23 protein-coding genes and 1 pseudogene are annotated in these 17476 nt (G+C 36.5%); 15 read left to right on the forward strand and 9 right to left on the reverse strand.

What is annotated here, in order from left to right; translation table 11 throughout:
- Nucleotides 1-449: 449 nt before the first annotated feature.
- From ACAN53_RS05370 to ACAN53_RS05415, 10 genes and pseudogenes are all read left to right on the forward strand, one after another.
- Nucleotides 450-1364 carry a DNA-binding domain-containing protein gene (locus ACAN53_RS05370; RefSeq protein WP_379967803.1) on the forward strand — a complete coding sequence of 305 codons (915 nt, stop codon included), beginning with the start codon at nt 450-452 and terminating at the stop codon, nt 1362-1364.
- Between the two features lie 150 nt (nt 1365-1514).
- Nucleotides 1515-1721: a hypothetical protein gene (locus ACAN53_RS05375; protein ID WP_379967805.1), complete on the forward strand. Its 207-nt coding sequence runs from the start codon at nt 1515-1517 to the stop codon at nt 1719-1721.
- A gap of 205 nt (nt 1722-1926) precedes the next feature.
- Nucleotides 1927-2082: pseudogene (locus ACAN53_RS05380) on the forward strand (DUF2837 domain-containing protein); the annotation flags it as partial.
- A 16-nt stretch (nt 2083-2098) separates the two neighbouring features.
- On the forward strand, nt 2099-2200 hold the full coding sequence (locus ACAN53_RS05385; protein WP_379967807.1) for a lipid II flippase family protein: 102 nt from the start codon (nt 2099-2101) through the stop codon (nt 2198-2200).
- On the forward strand, nt 2200-2427 hold the full coding sequence (locus ACAN53_RS05390) for a lipid II flippase family protein (protein ID WP_379970261.1): 228 nt from the start codon (nt 2200-2202) through the stop codon (nt 2425-2427). Before ACAN53_RS05385 ends, ACAN53_RS05390 begins: the two co-directional genes overlap by 1 nt.
- A 106-nt stretch (nt 2428-2533) precedes the next feature.
- Complete coding sequence (locus tag ACAN53_RS05395) at nt 2534-3169, forward strand: acetylglutamate kinase (RefSeq protein ID WP_379967809.1); 636 nt, start codon at nt 2534-2536, stop codon at nt 3167-3169.
- An 82-nt stretch (nt 3170-3251) separates the two neighbouring features.
- Nucleotides 3252-5423 carry a DNA topoisomerase III gene (locus tag ACAN53_RS05400; RefSeq protein WP_379967811.1) on the forward strand — a complete coding sequence of 724 codons (2172 nt, stop codon included), beginning with the start codon at nt 3252-3254 and terminating at the stop codon, nt 5421-5423.
- A 375-nt stretch (nt 5424-5798) separates the two neighbouring features.
- Entirely contained in the window at nt 5799-6584 is a 786-nt protein-coding gene (locus ACAN53_RS05405; protein ID WP_379967813.1) for a methionine ABC transporter ATP-binding protein, read from the forward strand.
- Entirely contained in the window at nt 6581-7252 is a 672-nt protein-coding gene (locus ACAN53_RS05410; protein WP_379967815.1) for a methionine ABC transporter permease, read from the forward strand. The genes ACAN53_RS05405 and ACAN53_RS05410 overlap by 4 nt, the downstream gene beginning before the upstream one ends.
- A 41-nt stretch (nt 7253-7293) precedes the next feature.
- Nucleotides 7294-8124, forward strand: coding sequence for a MetQ/NlpA family ABC transporter substrate-binding protein (locus ACAN53_RS05415; RefSeq protein WP_379967817.1), 831 nt, complete (start codon nt 7294-7296; stop codon nt 8122-8124).
- A gap of 113 nt (nt 8125-8237) precedes the next feature.
- Here the strand turns inward: ACAN53_RS05415 and ACAN53_RS05420 are convergent, their stop codons facing one another.
- Nucleotides 8238-8564 carry a DMT family transporter gene (locus ACAN53_RS05420; RefSeq protein ID WP_379967819.1) on the reverse strand — a complete coding sequence of 109 codons (327 nt, stop codon included), beginning with the start codon at nt 8562-8564 and terminating at the stop codon, nt 8238-8240.
- Between the two features lie 127 nt (nt 8565-8691).
- On the opposite strand from ACAN53_RS05420, the gene pgmB reads away from it, so the two are divergent.
- Nucleotides 8692-9366 carry a beta-phosphoglucomutase gene (gene pgmB / locus ACAN53_RS05425; RefSeq protein ID WP_379967821.1) on the forward strand — a complete coding sequence of 225 codons (675 nt, stop codon included), beginning with the start codon at nt 8692-8694 and terminating at the stop codon, nt 9364-9366.
- Between the two features lie 89 nt (nt 9367-9455).
- Here the strand turns inward: pgmB and ACAN53_RS05430 are convergent, their stop codons facing one another.
- On the reverse strand, nt 9456-10967 hold the full coding sequence (locus tag ACAN53_RS05430; RefSeq protein ID WP_379967823.1) for an FAD-dependent oxidoreductase: 1512 nt from the start codon (nt 10965-10967) through the stop codon (nt 9456-9458).
- Between the two features lie 249 nt (nt 10968-11216).
- Here ACAN53_RS05430 and ACAN53_RS05435 point away from each other — a divergent pair, with 249 nt between their 5' ends.
- Both ACAN53_RS05435 and ACAN53_RS05440 read left to right on the forward strand, forming a co-directional pair.
- Nucleotides 11217-11723, forward strand: a complete 507-nt coding sequence (locus ACAN53_RS05435; protein ID WP_379967825.1) for a GNAT family N-acetyltransferase — start codon at nt 11217-11219, stop codon at nt 11721-11723.
- 149 nt (nt 11724-11872) lie between these two features.
- On the forward strand, nt 11873-12202 hold the full coding sequence (locus tag ACAN53_RS05440; RefSeq protein ID WP_379967827.1) for a thioredoxin family protein: 330 nt from the start codon (nt 11873-11875) through the stop codon (nt 12200-12202).
- 5 nt (nt 12203-12207) lie between these two features.
- Here ACAN53_RS05440 and ACAN53_RS05445 read toward each other — a convergent pair whose 3' ends face one another.
- From ACAN53_RS05445 to ACAN53_RS05475, 7 genes are all read right to left on the reverse strand, one after another.
- Nucleotides 12208-13077, reverse strand: coding sequence for a DUF421 domain-containing protein (locus ACAN53_RS05445; RefSeq protein ID WP_379967829.1), 870 nt, complete (start codon nt 13075-13077; stop codon nt 12208-12210).
- Between the two features lie 8 nt (nt 13078-13085).
- A complete protein-coding gene (locus tag ACAN53_RS05450; RefSeq protein ID WP_379967831.1) occupies nt 13086-13292 on the reverse strand; it encodes a DUF1657 domain-containing protein in 207 nt (68 codons plus the stop codon).
- A gap of 13 nt (nt 13293-13305) precedes the next feature.
- The gene (spoVAE, locus tag ACAN53_RS05455) at nt 13306-13653 is read right to left on the reverse strand and encodes a stage V sporulation protein AE (protein WP_379970262.1); all 348 of its coding nucleotides are present in this window, start codon (nt 13651-13653) and stop codon (nt 13306-13308) included.
- Nucleotides 13654-13658: 5 nt separating this feature from the next.
- Nucleotides 13659-14672, reverse strand: a complete 1014-nt coding sequence (gene spoVAD / locus ACAN53_RS05460; protein ID WP_379967833.1) for a stage V sporulation protein AD — start codon at nt 14670-14672, stop codon at nt 13659-13661.
- Entirely contained in the window at nt 14673-15149 is a 477-nt protein-coding gene (spoVAC, locus tag ACAN53_RS05465; RefSeq protein ID WP_379967835.1) for a stage V sporulation protein AC, read from the reverse strand. It lies immediately after the preceding gene.
- Between the two features lie 28 nt (nt 15150-15177).
- Nucleotides 15178-15633 (reverse strand): YhcN/YlaJ family sporulation lipoprotein, encoded by a 456-nt coding sequence (locus ACAN53_RS05470; protein WP_379967837.1) that lies wholly within the window; start codon nt 15631-15633, stop codon nt 15178-15180.
- Nucleotides 15634-15742: 109 nt separating this feature from the next.
- On the reverse strand, nt 15743-15946 hold the full coding sequence (locus ACAN53_RS05475; protein WP_379967839.1) for a DUF1657 domain-containing protein: 204 nt from the start codon (nt 15944-15946) through the stop codon (nt 15743-15745).
- A gap of 265 nt (nt 15947-16211) precedes the next feature.
- On the opposite strand from ACAN53_RS05475, the gene ACAN53_RS05480 reads away from it, so the two are divergent.
- Nucleotides 16212-16577, forward strand: coding sequence for a hypothetical protein (locus tag ACAN53_RS05480; protein ID WP_379967841.1), 366 nt, complete (start codon nt 16212-16214; stop codon nt 16575-16577).
- Between the two features lie 178 nt (nt 16578-16755).
- Complete coding sequence (locus ACAN53_RS05485; protein WP_379967843.1) at nt 16756-17361, forward strand: class I SAM-dependent methyltransferase; 606 nt, start codon at nt 16756-16758, stop codon at nt 17359-17361.
- The last annotated feature ends 115 nt before the right edge of the window (nt 17362-17476 follow it).

Consider the following 17476-nt stretch of genomic DNA (forward strand, 5'->3'; position numbering starts at 1 on the left):
TATTACTAATACGATATGTCAGAAACTGTTTCTCTTTTTCATATGACCATTACATAAATCCTCAAAAAAAGTTTTATTCATACAACAAGTTATTTTACTGTATGTCTCACAGGATTGCAATGACTTTTATAGATTTAAATGATGTAGGGAATTAATAAAATTCTTTATAATGAACTATTATAATAATTTAATATCTATTATTTGGAATTTTATAATTTTATCTGAAATATTTTTGAAATAGTATAGCTATTTTAACTGTTTTTTTATATAATTTTAGTAGCAACACTGGGGTATAAAGTACTTTGTTCGTTTTAAAGAATTGTACTTGTTGTTTGGAATGCTGTTGACCAAAAGTTGTGAAAAATAGTAAAATAAAAATGGCATTTATTGGAAATGACAATTTGTTCGTTATAAAGAATTAAAGATAGAGATTTTAAGGGGGAAGTAATATGCATAATAAAAGTCGTATTATAGAAGAGATTACAGTTACATTAGAAAAATTGATTGAGTCTAATGATAGTGCAGAAATCAAAAGAATGCATATGCAGGAATTGTCTCAATCATTACAAGTAGAGTTTGAGGATATAATAACACTTTATAACAAGATGGAATTATTTCAACAAGAAGTATCTGAGTTAGGTGGTATGGATACATATCAGAAATCAAAGTATTCATGGTTGAAAGCCGAGCTAGATTTACTTCTATTTATATATCAATTTTTTCAAAAGAATGGTATTAGTGTCATTACCATTTCAGATTTACTAAGTATCAAGCATCTTAACATTTTTCCAAAGACAAAGAATCAATTACAAAATACGTACTACAAGTTACGTAACAACCAACTTCCACTTGAAAATATTATTAAGCAAAAACCAGGTCGTAAGCCTGGCCAAGAATATAAAAAAATAGCTAGTGATTTGAATGAATCCAATATGAAGAAAAAACAAGATCTTTCGGAAAATACAGAAATTATTTCACAACAGCCTAAGTATAGCTTGGTACATTTATTATCTGGCATGGTGAGAAATTTTCAAACAATTTGTGATGATAATGAAAATGAAAAACGTGTGTATCAGTTAATGGCTGGTATTTATGAATTATCAGGAATGGCAGCAGATGGAATAAATGTAAATAAGAATGGTTCAGATGAGCAAATGCTTTTACTTCGACAAGAAACAGAAAGACTTAAAAGAGAACAGAAAGAAATTATGCATGAAATTCGTGGAATAACAAACCATATTAAAGCTTTTGTTGAGAGTACAGACGTTGACCAAATTAAAAATTTATCCGGATTTGTAAATGAATGTAAACGAGATTTGAATCGCCTTGAAGTATATAATGTACAAAAACATTCAACGATGTAATTAGAAATAGCTAGGGAGAATTTTAATTCATTAATGAAATATAAGAAAAAACGAAGCACAGCATGGCTTCGTTTTTTTATGTCTTCAAAGGTTTTGTTTCTTCAATATTGTCATATTTACAGTACAATAAATGGGAAATTTAGAAAATAAATGAAGAAAAATAAGAGTGCGGAAATGTTGCAACTGCTTCATAAGCAAGCTTGGCTTCCTGTAATGCAATCTCCTTCATTCCGAGTTTGTCATAGCACAATGCTCGGTATGAACCTGCTGTATAAAGCTAAGCATGATCAAGCGGATGGAATAAATCTTCAAAATGAAAAATGTAAAGGAATCGTTATAGAAATCTGTAAAACTTAGAATTTCTATGATGATTCCTTTTTACGAAATGGAAATAATTATATTATTAAGAAAAGTAATCCATGCTATAATGAGATTATAATAGAAATGATTCTGTTATATCACTAGATTCTATACTCTTCCTATGTTCCAGCTTATCCTTTTTTCGGCTTCGGTAGGGACTCTTCTAACAATGTTTTTCTATCCCACTTTTACAAAGTTGTGAATGGTTAACATTCGACGCTTAGAAATAGATGGTTCGTTTATGAGCGTAATGCGTGTTTCAAATGTACAAAAATTGCGTTTTACGAAGTGCTACGTTACAGTACCGCGATTTGCTATGCTTCATCGTCTACGAATTGGCGGAATACCGAAACGAATTATGCTTATAAATACGGTTGTTACTGGTTGGTATTTATACAGTTGGTGTTCTCTCCTCTCTTTATGCTACTTTTTTTGAACCATTCTTTACATCAACAGCAAGTCAACTTACTGAATAATTAATGGCGTTGCCACGATATTACCCACTTTGTTTCTTGACCCTCACATTGCGATACTAACAGAACGTTCCTTGCAGCAAAAAACTGGGGCAGAGCAGATGGGAAAGCTATTCGGATGGCTTATGATTTCACGCTTTTTTGGCACGTTGCTCGCGCAGCTTTTTCTTGTGCCAGCTTCACAAATGATAATATGGACGAGCGCTATATTAAGTAAGATTTTATCATAATTAGTAAGAAGAGATTTAATAAGTTGAAAAAAGGTGTTTGGAACTAGAACATAGGACTTTATTTTACCATACTGTGAGTATATATGTTCAAAGGAGTGTAATGATTATGTATCCTTATTGGCAATCCAGTTATTTCATATATGATAATCCTTATTTAATGTGGAATCCAACACCTGTTCTTTCAACAACACGGAATGATTCCATTAGTAAGGCTGCAGTTGATTTTAAAAGTTATATGCGTTTACTTTGGGAACAACATGTTACGTGGACAAGAATGGTTATCCTTAGCCTTATTTTTAATTTGCCAGATTTGGACGTTGCTATTACACGTCTCCTTCAAAACGCTCCGGATATGGGGAATTCAATCAAACCTTTCTATGGTGAAAATATAGCGAGAAAATATAGTGACTTGATAAAAGATCACTTAGTAATTGCTGCAGATCTTGTCAAAGCAGCAAAGGCTGGTAACAAAAGCGCCGCATCAATTGCAGAGAGGAAATGGTACTCCAATGCAGACGAAATTGTTGAATTTTTACACAGTATAATTCCGTATTTATCTAAAGAAGGTTTTAGGAAAATGTTTTATGAACATCTAGCATTAACTAAATCTGAAGCGGTATCTATCCTGAGTAAAGATTATAAATCAGGTGTTCAAATGTACGACAAAATTGAGAAAGAAGCTTTAGAAATGGCGGATGCAATTTCTGAGGGTGTAATAAAGCAATTTCCTCACATGTTTTAAATTACAATAGGCCTTTATGTGATAAAATAATAAAATTGAGCAAGTCTGATTTGGAAATTTAGGATGTAAGGTGATTAGTAAAATGAAGTTAATTATTGCAGAAAAGCCAGATCAGGGGCTTAAGTTAGCAGCCCCTTTTTCCTTTAAAAAAAGAAACGGTTACTTAGAAATTGCTCCAAACTCACTGTTTCCAGAAGGTGCTATTTTAACATGGGCTGTTGGACATTTATGCGAACTTGTTCCACCTGAAGAATATGATCCAAAGTGGAAACGATGGTCTATCAATACGCTTCCGATGATTCCAGATACTTTTCACTACCGTGTGTCAAAATCAAAAGCTAAGCAATTTCATATCGTTCGCGAATTAGCGAAGCGCTCCAATGTGGAAGAAATTATTCATGCTGGCGATGCAGGGAGAGAAGGGGAATTAATAGTACGGACGATTCTCCAAACAGCACATATACATAAGCCAATGAAACGTCTTTGGATTTCCTCTTTAACAGAAAAGGCAGTGAAAGAGGGTTTCAGAGCATTACTATCAGAGAAGGAGACGTATCCTCTTTATGAAGAAGCATATAGCCGTGCTTGTGCCGACTGGCTCGTTGGAATGAATGCATCTCGTATTTATACTCTTCTGATGAAACAAAATGGAATTACAGATGTCTTTTCTGCGGGACGTGTGCAAACTCCTACACTAGCCTTAGTTGTGAAAAGAGAAAAGGAAATTGCAAGTTTCGTCTCAAAACCGTTTTGGGAAGTGCTGGCTATGTTCGATATGGACGGGAAGCAGTATGAGGGAAAATGGCATAATAAACAGGAAAGCCGGTTAGATCAGCCTGAAATGGCCGCGAAAATTGCGGCATTTTGTAAAGGGAAGCCTGCCTCCGTCCATGAAGTAAACACGGAACGGAAGGAATTTCAGCCACCCTACTTATTTAACCTCTCTTCCTTACAAGCTACCGCAAATCGAGCTTTTACGTTTTCACCGAAAAAAACGTTAGATATCGCGCAAAGTTTGTATACGAAAGGATTTATCTCCTATCCGCGGTCGGATAGTAGCTTCGTGACGAAAGGCGAGGCAGAAGGGTTTGCTGCAATCTTGCAAAAGCTAAGCAAACAGGACGCCTACAAGCTGTATTTTCCAACACCAATTACAAGTATTAGCAGGAATAGACGGTATGTGAACGAAAAAAAAGTAACGGATCACTATGCGATCATTCCGACTGAGCAAGTCCCTACCGTCTCGAAATTACAGGAAGATGAACGGAAACTTTATGATTTAATTGTAAAGCGTCTCATTGCCGCTCATTATGAATCAGCCATTTTTGATTATACAACCGTTACGACTCTGGTTGATGGAAGAGCGACGTTTCTTTCAAAAGGAAAGCAGCTAATTCGGCAAGGATGGCGGACCGTCTTATTTGCAGAGAATAGCAAAGACGATGACGATGAAGTTCTTCTTCCTATGTTGCAGCAGGGAGAGCTAGGAATAGTTGTCAACGTAAAAGTGAAAGAGGGAAAAACCCAGCCTCCAAAACGATATACAGAAGGACAGCTCATCACGCTAATGAAAACAGCGGGGAAAGTGCTAGAAGATCAGCAGCTAGAAAAGGTATTAAACAAAACAGAAGGACTTGGCACAGAGGCAACGCGAGCAGGAATTATTACGATGCTAAAGGACCGTAAATATATAGAAGTAAAAAAGAATCAAGTGTTTGCTAAGGAAAAAGGAACGCTGCTAATTGATGCAATTGGGGAACAAATTCTTGCATCTCCAGAAATGACAGCACGCTGGGAGCAAAGACTTTCTGAAATTGGAGCAGGAATGGCGGATGCCACGAAATTTATGGAGCAGGTTCGAAAACTTGCTACAACTATCATTGCTCACGCTGTTGAAGGTGCTAAAGACTGGGATTTTAGTCATGTAGATAAAGAACAGTTTCAACAGAAATCCCCATACAAAAAAACATCAGTACCACTTGGACTTTGCAAAAAATGCGATGGGGAAATGGTTGATAAAGGTACGTTTTATGGTTGCACAAACTATGCTAAAACAAAGTGTACATTTACTATATCTAAAAAAATACTTGGAAAAACAATTTCACAGGCAAATGTAAAAAAACTGTTAGCAACAGGTACTACAAATATAATAAAAGGTTTTAAAAAGGGAGAAAAGACGTTTGATGCTAAGCTAGAATGGAAAGAGGAAGGCATTGCTTTTGTCTTTTCAAATACGGAAAAAAAAGACGATTGAGTAGAAAATAGATTCACATTTTTTATTGACGTAAAGGGAAAATATTGCTATTATACCTATAACATACTATTCTGATAAGAAATAAAAATGATGTTGACCGGAAAACCGGAGGCACAACGATTTTAAATTGTTGTGTCTTTTTTATTTTCTTAACATATTTAATTGAACTAAAAAACGTATAGGCTAATAGGATTGGAGGCTTTCCATTTTTAACCCAGGCATTATAGCAGGATGTTTATCATACGGATATCGCTTTGTTTTAGTTGGAAAGATAAAATAGATATTACCATTCGGGTAGTTTAATTGATTTATTCATACTAAAACTATGTAAATAATAAGGTTAAACGTGGCGATATAAAGAAAGAGGGTGGCTACATGATTGTTGTGAAAGATGTAAGTAAAGTGTATAAAACTTCAAAACAGACGATACAAGCACTCGATCATATTAATCTAAAAATAGAAAAAGGCGATATTTTTGGAATTATTGGGTTTAGTGGTGCGGGGAAATCGACGTTGATTCGCTGCTTAAATCGGTTGGAGGATCCGAGTGAAGGAAGTATAGAAATTGCAGGACAACGGATTACAGAGCTAGGGGAAAAAGAATTGCAGTTAGCGAGACGAAAGATCGGTATGATTTTTCAGCACTTTAATCTATTTGATTCGATGACCGTCTTTCAAAACATTGCATTTCCTTTACAAATCGCTGGTCAAAAAAAGTCAGATATTGATAAAAAGGTAACGGAACTATTGGAACTTGTTAATCTGAGCGACAAAGGTATGGCATATCCTGCTGCGTTGAGCGGCGGTCAAAAGCAACGTGTCGGTATTGCGCGAGCATTAGTAAATGATCCGCATGTGCTTCTATGTGATGAAGCTACATCTGCACTTGATCCGCAAACAACCTATTCCATCTTAGAGTTATTACAGGACATTAATCGCAAGCTGAATCTAACAATTGTTCTTATCACACATGAGCTCGATGTGTTGGGGCATATATGTAACAACATGGCTGTGTTAGAAAATGGGAAAATAATTGAAACAGGAAGTGTTGATTCGTTTTTCTTACATCCATCTAGTGAAACAGCAAGACGGTTTGTCAGAATACTAGAATATTACCGTCAAAAGCGAGAGGCTTGGGACCATATGGGAGGCGTAATATGAATCCGGATTTAGTTGAATTGCTCTGGAAAGGATTAATAGAGACGCTCTATATGGTGTTTTGGTCTTCAGTATTTGCAATTATTCTTGGATTATTTCTTGGTGTAACGATTGTTGTAACTGAAAAAGGAGGAATTCTAGAATCTCTTAAATTACATACAGTCATAAGTACAGTAATAAATGGGATACGTTCGATTCCTTTTATTATATTAGTCGTATTGCTCTTGCCGTTTTCACGACTCGTTGTTGGTACAACACTTGGGCCGACCGCTGCGATTGTTTCGCTATCAATCGGGGCAGCTCCGTTTATTGGCCGTATCATTGAAAACTCATTAAAGGAGGTGAGTGCGGGGAAAATTGAAGCTGCGAAATCAATCGGAGCATCACGCTCTACCATCATATTTAAAGTACTTATACCGGAAGCGCTTCCTGCTCTCGTACGAGGGGTGACGATAGGAGTCATTGGTATAACAGAATTTACAGCTGTTGCAGGTGCAATTGGAGCTGGTGGATTAGGTAGTTTAGCTATTCGATTTGGCTACCAACGATTTCGAGAGGATATTTTGTTTTCTACGGTATTATTCATTATTCTTATCGTTGCTTTGATTCAATGGACCGGGAATTTTATCGCAAAATCAATTAACAAAAAGCGATACAAATTTGATCAATAGTAGAGTATGCAAAACAATAAAATGGAAATGGATGTGTATGTATGACAAAGAAATATATTGGGGTAATCTTTACATTTATTCTTTTATTCGCAGCCTTTGCTACTGGATGCAGTAATGGAACAGCAAAAACAAGTGGAACAGATGCCAAAAAGGAAATTACGCTCAAAGTAGGAGCAGCAGCAGTTCCTCATGCTGAAATTTTAAATTTCATTAAACCGAAATTGAAGGAACAAGGGATTAATCTAGAAGTCGTTGTTCTAGACAGCGAGGATTTATTAAATCCATCTTTAAAAGATAAACAAATTGATGCAAACTATTTTCAGCATGTTCCGTATTTAGATTCTGTAAAAACGGAAAAAGGATTTGATTTTGTTGTTACAACAAAGGTTCATGTTGAACCAATTGGTTTCTATTCAAATAAATTAAAATCAAAGGATGATATTAAAGAAGGAGCAAAGATTGGTATCCCAAACAATCCGTCTAATGAGTATCGAGCACTTACATTACTTCAGCAGCAAGGACTTATAAAGTTAAAGGATGGCATTACAACGTATCAGGCAACACCAAAGGATATTGTTGAAAATCCGAAAAAACTTCAATTTGTAGAAGCGGAAGCTCCAACACTCGCTCGTTCTTTGCAGGATTTGGATGGAGCAATTATTAATACGAACGTAGTGTTAGAAGCAAAAATAGATCCTAAATCAGCGTTATTCCGTGAAGATAAAAACTCACCTTATGCCAATGTAATTGTTGTTCGCAAAGGGGATGAAAACCGTGAAGAGATTAAGAAGCTAGACGCGGCATTGACAACACCAGAAGTGAAGAAATTTATAGAAGACAAATATGGAGTAGCGGTAGTACCTGCGTTTTAATATGAAAATTATTAAGTTGTAATTTAAGCTTGATAAGAAAACCTACCTGTCTAGTAATTATGAAAAGTCAGGTAGGTTTTCTTATAAAAATCCGTTTTTTTAATATTTTCTCCTCAAACAGATGATTTCCCTACATTCAACATAATAACCCCTACAATAATAAGTACAATTCCAATCCCACCCTGTATGGAAATCGTTTCTTTCCAAATAAGCACACCTACAATGGCTGTTAATGCTGTTCCAACTCCAGACCATATGGCATAAGAGACGCTCAGTGACAGGGACTGCAGCGCTAAAGATAGAAAATAGAAGGCGGATACATATCCGATTAAGACACCAATACTCGGATATAATTTAGAAAATCCATCGGAAGCTTTTAGCATAGAACTTCCAAATATTTCGGTTAGTATTGCAATAGCTAAAAATAGATATGCCTTCATAATTTTCCCCTTTATATAGGTATGTACATCATTATTTTTAAATGGTTTCTACAACTGAAAAGGATTTCATTCCATTAAAAAAAATGATAGCATAAAATCGTATAATGTGGAAAGTGAGGATTATCATATGCCAAATCAAGTTAAAGCGTTTATTTTTGATTTAGATGGGGTCATTACAGATAGTGCCGAACTTCATTATTTAGCATGGAAGCAGCTTGCTGATGAACTAGGAATCCCTATGGACCGTGCGTTTAATGAACGACTGAAGGGGATAAGCCGTATGGAATCATTGGAACTCATTTTGACACATGGAAAACAGGAGCACGATTTTACTTTCGAGGAAAAAGAAACGTTAGCTACAAAGAAAAATGATCATTACAAGGAGTTAATTGGTACCATTTCTGAAAAAGATGTATTACCAGGTATTATGGATTTGCTACAAGCCTTACAAGCGAATGGAATAAAAATCGGATTAGCCTCTGCAAGTAAAAATGCCAGTCTAGTTATTGAACGTTTAGGAATACAGTCTTTCTTTGATACGATTGTAGATGCAGCTACTATTGCAAATGGAAAACCAAATCCAGAAATCTTTTTAAAAGCTGCCGATAGCCTTATGGTTCCTTACGAATCATGCATAGGGGTAGAAGATGCGGCAGCAGGTGTGGAAGCAATTAAAGCGGCAGGCATGTATGCAGTCGGAGTGGGAACACCGGGAGCAATGGAAAAAGCAGATTATGCGGTTAATGGAACTGATGAATTACAATTTGATAAACTTGTTGCAGGATTTACTGCTAGCATGTAATTTGAGTATACTCGTTAAAGTAAACGTTCGCATATACAAATACATTCCCTTGGCAAATAGAATGGGAATGTATTTGTATAGTTTTTTCATCATGTTAACCTATCAAGTGGTTTTTTCGCAGGTCCTTCTAACACATCTCCATTGAATGAAAAGCGAGATCCGTGACAAGGACAGTCCCATGTTGATTCCCCATCGTTCCATTCTACCTCACAGCCAAGGTGGGTACACGTGGTATCAACAAGATGGAGCACACCATTACAATCTTTATAGGCACCTGCACGTTTACCATTGACACGAACAACAGAACCTTCTTCGTTGATTAGTTCTTCAGGAGTTCGTAAAGGAAATTCCAGCTTCCCCTCTATTAGATGTTTTGCCACATCTCCGTTTTGCGTAAGAAAATGTTTAATGCTTGGATCGGCTAGAAAGCGGGAAGGAGTAAATAGATTTCGGTACGGATTGCTTCGTTCCATAATAATATCTCGAATGAGTAAGGCCGCTGCAGTTCCGGTAGTCATTCCCCATTTTTTATAACCTGTTGCAACAAGTATATTCGGATGCTCAGAGGTGATATTTCCAATGTAAGGAAGCTTATCTAGCGTGAGTAAATCTTGTGCAGACCACCGATACTCAATAGTTTCTACACCTAGAACTTCATCTGCAAAGGATTGCAATGCCTCGTAGTGTAAAACTGTATCGATACCTTGTCCTGTTTTATGACTTTCTCCGCCAACTAGTACAAGTTTTTCTCCGTTATCCATCGTATATCGTAAGGAACGAACAGGTTCATCAACGCTTAGGTACATTCCTCCTGGAAAAGGTTGTTTGGTCTTTACCGCCAATACATAGGAGCGTTCTGCATACATTCTTGTAAAGTAGAGACCTTTTCCGTCATAAAATGGAAAGTGCGAGCAAGAAATAACATAATCACATGTAACGATTGGACCGTCTTTTGTAATAACGCGTGGATGAATTCCTTCATGCACGTCGATGGCTACTGTGTGTTCATAGATGCTTCCACCTGCTTTCGTAAATAAGTCGACGAGGTGTTGTAAGTAATGAACCGGATGAAATTGAGCTTGATTTTTCATAATGAGTGCTAACGTAACCGGGATGGAAACCGGTAACGTCTCACTTAGTTCTCCCGAAATGGATAGCCTTTCATATGCCTTGTATTCTTGTTCTAGCAGTTTTGCAGATTGTTCAGTGGTACTATACAGATACGAATGCTCCTGTGAAAAATCGCAATGTATGTTATACTCGTCGATCATGTTTTTAATAAATTGCAGGGCATCGTGGTTTGCATTGTAATATAATTTTGCTTTATCTTCGCCAATATGCTCTAGGAGTTCATGATAGATTACATTGTGCTGTGCAGAAATCTTTGCAGTTGTATGGCCAGTAGTCCCGTTTATAATTTTGTCAGCCTCTAGCAATGCTACACATAGCCCTTCCTTTGCAAGCAAGTAGGCAGTTGTAATACCCGAGATGCCACCTCCAACAATTGCGACGTCAACTTTTATATCAGATGAAAGCTTTTGAAAGGATGATTGTTGGGATGACGCTCTCCAAAACGAATTTGTTTGTTCATTATGATTCATAAGTTTGTCCTCCTAAGTAACAGATATATCCTTATGTTTCTATTAAAAGGAAAGAAACATACATGATTATCGGTAATAAGAAAAATAACAGGAGATACAATATCCTTTCATTCACATAAATATCCTTCAATTGTAAGGGTTTTATTTAAGGACGAGATTGATTAATAATAAATTATAATGTCTAAATAAGTGATAGTGATTATAAACAAATTTTGTTAATTTATGATTGAGGAAAAGGAGAGGGGAACAATGGAAATAACGAAAGTGCAGCTGTCTGATGCAAAGAAAATTATGGGGATTTATAAGGCTGTTGTGAAAGAATTACGAGCAAATGAAATTTATCAATGGGATCGTTTTTATCCAAATTCTTTTGTTATACGTGAGGATATAAAGAACGGATATGTATACGGTATAAAAGAAGAATCAACGTATGTAGGGGTAATCGTACTAAACACAAATCAAAGCGCAAAATATAAACAAATTACGTGGAATGAGATGGAGGGAACACCTTTAGTTATTCATCGCTTAGCTGTACATCCGGGGCATCAGGGTAAGGGAATCGGAAGACAACTGATGCAGTTTGCACTACAATTTGCCAGAGAGCATGGTCATCTTAGTATACGGTTAGATGTATATACGAAAAATCCTCATGCTGTCACCATGTATGAACGAGCTGGTTTTGAAAAGAGAGGACAAATAAAGTTCCCTTTTCGGAACGATCCTTATATTTGTATGGAAAAAAGCTTGTTTTCGTAAAAAAACTGAATTTTACAAAATAAATCGACGTTCTCAAGATAATACCTGCGTGTGATGTATGTATATGTTCAAGCAACTAATTTTTAGTTTCATATAAATTTGCGTACAATAAAAGAAAGGTGAAACGAAAAGAAGGAGCTAGAATTGGTATGGATAAAATTCAAAATATGGAAGAAATAAAAGGAATTATTTCAAATAATCAAATGTCTTTACTTTTTATTAAAACTGTACAGTGCGGTGTATGTGATGCGGTACTTGCACAAGCAGAAGATGTATTGGAGCGTTTTCCGAAAATACATTCTATCCTTGTATCTCTCGAAGAAACACCGCAAGTTTCTGGTGAATATTTGGTTTTCTCTGCCCCTACAATAATTATGTTTTTAAATGGAAAAGAAATGTTTAGAGAATCTCGATTTGTTGTGTTCAGCGAATTCGAGAGAAAATTACAACAAATATACGAAGTGACTGAAGAATCATGAATATATTATTCCTTTAGTAGAAATGCTATTTTATTGATAATATTTTCTAGCCTTTCTGAATGAGCATGATACATGTCTGCGGCATTTCTAGATTCTGTTTCAAGTGAAAACAATTCTAAATCTGCTTGACATTTTTTTAAAGTCGCAAGAAGTAAGGGCTTTTCCTGGGATGATGGAACTTGAATCTTATCATCGTACACATCGACAGTTAACACACCAGTGCTGTCAACTTGTCCAATAAAGACATTGTCTTGGGAAATGCCTATTTTTTTTAGTTCACTAAGAAGCCAATGTCGATTGTGACCACTAGCTGTTAGTGGTTCATCTAGTATTTTTCCATCCATAATAACAGTTTGTGGTTCTTTTTCAGTAGCTACTTGTAATCCTACCATGCTAGGGGTAAGAGGTTGGTTTTCTTTTTTTACGAGTACATTTAACTCACCAGCCGCTTCAAGTACAGCAAATTCAACATCTGCTACGCGAAATACATCCTTTTTTCGAAGTAACTCCAGTAATTCGTCGCTGGTGTATTTTTCTTTTTTTAAATTATCTTCAAGTATTTTCCCGTCTTTTATTACAACCGTAGCTTTTCCTTCCACGAAATCTCGTATCTTTTTATTTTTTAGTGCGAGTAGTCCTGCCAAGAATGGAATCATGGAAAATACAAGAATACTAAAGACTCCGTGTGTATAATTTTGTTCAAGCCCGGTTGATACTTCTGCAGCTATGTCACCAATTGTCATACCGCCAATATATTCAAAATAGGAAAGCTGTGATATTTGTCGTTTACCTAGAAGTTTTGTGATAAAGAATAGTATAGCTAATATACTTAAGGATCGAACGATTACCATTAACCATTCTGGCATGAAAATCAATTCCTTTCTTACATTCCTTTATATTGTGGTTCTTCGTTTTCTAAATGGGATATTCTTTTTTGTAAATCGGAAATAACGTCGTCTAATTCCATCATGCATTCGTGAAACAGTTGCTTTGTATGGTTATCTACGGTATCTTGGGCTAATACACTTAAACTAGACTGTGCGCCTTTCACACTAGCTAAACATGATTTAACATTTGCTACGATTGTCATCCAATTGCTCTCCTTATCCCTTTGGTTTAAAAAGTAGTGCTCCGATAAAGCCGAAAATAATTGCTGCAGAAATACCTGCACTCGTTACTTTAAACATTCCTGTTATAACTCCAACGAGACCGTGTTTTTCTCCCTCGGCCATGGCTCCGTGCACAAGAGCGTTTCCAAAGCTCGTAATGGGCACTGTAGCACCGGCACCAGCAAAATCAATAAGCGGTTCGTATAAATTAAAACCATCTAAAATCGCTCCTGTTACGACAAGTACAACCATCGTATGAGCAGGAGTTAACTTTGCAACGTCAAATAAAAGCTGACCGATTACGCAGATAAAACCTCCAACAACGAATGCTGAGATAAACATGGCCATTAGTGAACACCTCCATATTCTATGGATACAGCGTGCGCGATACATGGTATTGTTTCCTTCTGTTGGAATGATAAAGGTGAAAGCAAAGCTCCTGTAGCTACAACTAACATTTTTTTGAATTCTCCATTTTTCATTCGATTTAATAAATGACCATATACAACGGTAGCGGAGCATCCAGGTCCACTTGCCCCCGAAAAAACAGGTTGATCTTTGCTATAAATCAGTAATCCACAATCTTGAAATTGTTCATCGTTTATAGAATGTCCATGTTTGCGGAGTAAATGAAGAGCAATTTCTCTTCCGATTTTCCCTAAATCACCTGTTACAATTAAATCATAGTAAGCTGCATCAATTTGTCGGTCACGTAAATGAGCCTCAATTGTGTCAACAGCAGCAGGTGCCATTGCCCCCCCCATATTAAAAGGATCACTTAATCCCATATCTACAACTTTACCTATGGTAGCAGATGTGACAAAGGGACCGTCCCCTTGAGCGCAAAGCAGGGCAACTCCTGCTCCTGTAACTGTCCACTGGGCAGTAGGAGGTTTTTGTCCTCCGTATTCTGTTGGATAGCGAAACTGTTTTTCAACAGCTGCGTTATGACTGGAAGCTCCGGTTAATACATAATTAGCACATTTACTATTAATAATGAGAGCAGCTAAAGATAGACCTTCCATTGAGGTGGAACAAGCACCGAACAAACCTAAGTAGGGAATTCCAAGTAGACGACTTGCAAAGCTTGTAGGGGTTATTTGATTTATTAAATCCCCACCTAATAAAAACTGTACATCCTGCGTTCGAAGCTTTGCTTTTTCAGTTGCACGTTTGCAAGCTTCCTCAAATAGAACGCGATGCGCTTTTTCATAGGAATCTTGTCCAAGCCATAAATCCCCATGCAACGAATCAAAATCTTCAGCAATTGCTCCATTTGCTTCAAATGGTCCGCCAGTTACTCCGGTTGAGAGGATAGTAGGTGTATGCTCAAATCTCCAAGTTTGATGACCTTCTTGCATTTAAAATCCTCCCCAGTGAATGAGTATCGTTTTAATAATAGCAATTACAAATGCGGAAAAGACGCCAAATAATATGACAGAACCGGCCATTTTAAACATATTTCCGCCTACTCCCAACACAAACCCCTCAGTCCGATGTTCGATACAAGCAGAGATAACAGAATTACCAAATCCTGTTACAGGAACAGCAGTACCTGCACCCCCAAACTGCGCAATGCGGTCGTACACACCGAAACCAGTTAATAGCATCGATATAAAAATAAGAGTCGCTACAGTTGGATTGCCCGCGGATCGTTCTGTAAAGTCAAAGTAGGTTGTATAAAAAAGGGAAATAAACTGACCAATGATACAGATGAATCCTCCAACAAAAAAAGCTTTTACACAGTTTTTAATAATAGGTCGTTTTGTTTCATGCGTCTTTGCGAGCGTTTGATATTCCTGCTGTACAGGTGTCATATTTTTTTGCTTACTAGACATACGACGTCATCCTTTCCATATGGATTCTTTATGTATCAGAATTCATTTCTGAGTGGATTATTTTCCCTTCTTTTACAATGGTTGCAGCATCAATTTCTTTTTTATTTATTTCACTTTGTAGCTGTTCGACTAGCTTATAAATTTTACCGTCTAAGCTAACGTGATAGTTATAAGAAGGCAAAGTTTCCTGGAGCTTATTTGAAATTTCCTTACGTAACGCCTTTAATTGGAATCGTTTATATTGAGCAGGCTTTGCTGCTACATAAAGATCATTTCCTGCATTTACAGCTTTTACGGACACTATTCCTTCTAATGTAGAGATTTTATCCTGTGCTTGAACGGCAGGAGATTGATTTTCTACCATACTTACATTTTGCGTTTGTACGTTTTGTTTTGCTGTTTTGGTTTCTGGCAGCTTTGTACATCCAACTAAGCTGATTTGCATAAATAGGAAAGCCAAGCAATAGAGCATTATTTTTGGCATACTATCATTCCATTTCGTAATAAAGTAAGCAATGCTTTGGTTTGGAAAAAAGGATGATTGAAAATCACCCTTTTTTCTCTTTTTTCGTTTATTGATGAAACGAGCGATATTATGACTTATATTGCGGTTCTTCTAGTTCTACTTCTTGCATTCGTGGTGCCAGGGTGTCAATGATCGTTTGCGCTTGCTTGGCAGCACTTTGATAGGTTTGTTTTGCTTGTTGATTATCAGTTGCTATTGCAAATCCTTCCAAACTTGCTTGCGCACTTTTTAAACCAGAAATGGTTTGCTTTAATTGATTAATTACAGTCATATGTCGTTTCCTCCTATGAAATGAAAGTCAAATATAGATTGCTCTTTTTAAGCCAAAAGTATAGTTTCCAAATATTACAACATATGTATCACTTGTCTTTTGATCATAAAAAAGCATTCATTGTCGCATTAGTCAAACACACAAATTAGATTGTCAGTTTTGTCCTTTTACTGTGGTAGAAGCTAAATGCCTATGCCCTTTGAAGTTGCCATGCATACTGTGAAAATGAATACAGCACGAAAACAATAAAAGGAGGTTAACAAACATGATTGATGAGCGTCGTCCTATTGGAGGATTTGGAGGACACCATTTTGGAGGATTCGGCCGTCCGGGTTTTGGATTTGGAGGATTCGGTCGTCCAGGTTTTGGATTTGGAGGCTTTGGTCGCCCAGGTTTTGGATTTGGAGGCTTTGGCCGTCCGGGCTTTGGATTTGGAGGGTTTGGTCGTCCAGGCTTTGGATTTGGAGGTTTTGGATTCCCATTTATTGCAGGATTAACAGCAGGTGCATTATTAACACCAGGATATGGATATGGCTATCCGTATCCGGCACCATACCCATATCCAGTACCTTATCCGGCGCCGTATTACGGAGACTATGGCTATCCGTATGGTCAGGTAATCACATATTAGTAAAGTGTGTAAATTCTTGATGAATGTAACAGCAATTAAAAACTATGCAAGAACGCTACTTTTTTAAGCAGGTAGCGTTCTTATTTGCCCTAGGACCAAGTTTTTTCAAATTACTCATTATAAGAATTTCATGATATAGTTAGAAACGTAAAAATAAGAATAAAGGAAGTACATTCTAATGTTACAAACGACTATAAAAGATATAGAATTGAAATTTGATACAAATAATGGATTATTTTCTCCAAAGCATATTGATAAGGGGACATTATCCATGTTGTCTGTTATTGATTTTAATGAAAATGATAAAGTATGTGATCTCGGTTGTGGTTATGGGGTCGTTGGGATTTTAGCAGCAAAACAAATCGGTGCAAGTCATGTAACGATGGTTGATAATGATAAAGAAGCCGTTTTGGTTGCCAAGCAAAATGCTATATTAAATAATGTTCCTGAAATAGATGTTGAAGTAAGTGATGGATTCTCAAATGTACAAGAAACAGGTTTTACAAAAATTATTTCCCATCCTCCTTATCATGCTGATTTTTCAGTCCCTAAAGCATTTATTGAAAAAGGGTTTAATCGGCTATGTAAAGACGGTGCTCTATACATGGTTACGAAAAGAAAGGACTGGTATAAAAATAAACTAACTGCCATTTTTGGCGGTGTGAAAATATGGGAAGTCGATGGATATTATGTGTTTCTTGCGATTAAGAAAAGAGATTCGTATGCAAACATCAAAAAGAAAAAAGAAAAAACACCTCCTAAAAATATTCGAAAACATAAATAATTATTAATTCCATGGTAAATATTTTAGTCTAAGTGGGATACAATGCTCGTAAAAGTCAAGGTTGGTTCAATTCATCCTTTGGGTTTATGAACAAACCTCTGAGACAAATTTCACT

The organism is Ectobacillus soli, assembly GCF_042610425.1.
Taxonomy (GTDB): domain Bacteria; phylum Bacillota; class Bacilli; order Bacillales; family Bacillaceae_G; genus Ectobacillus.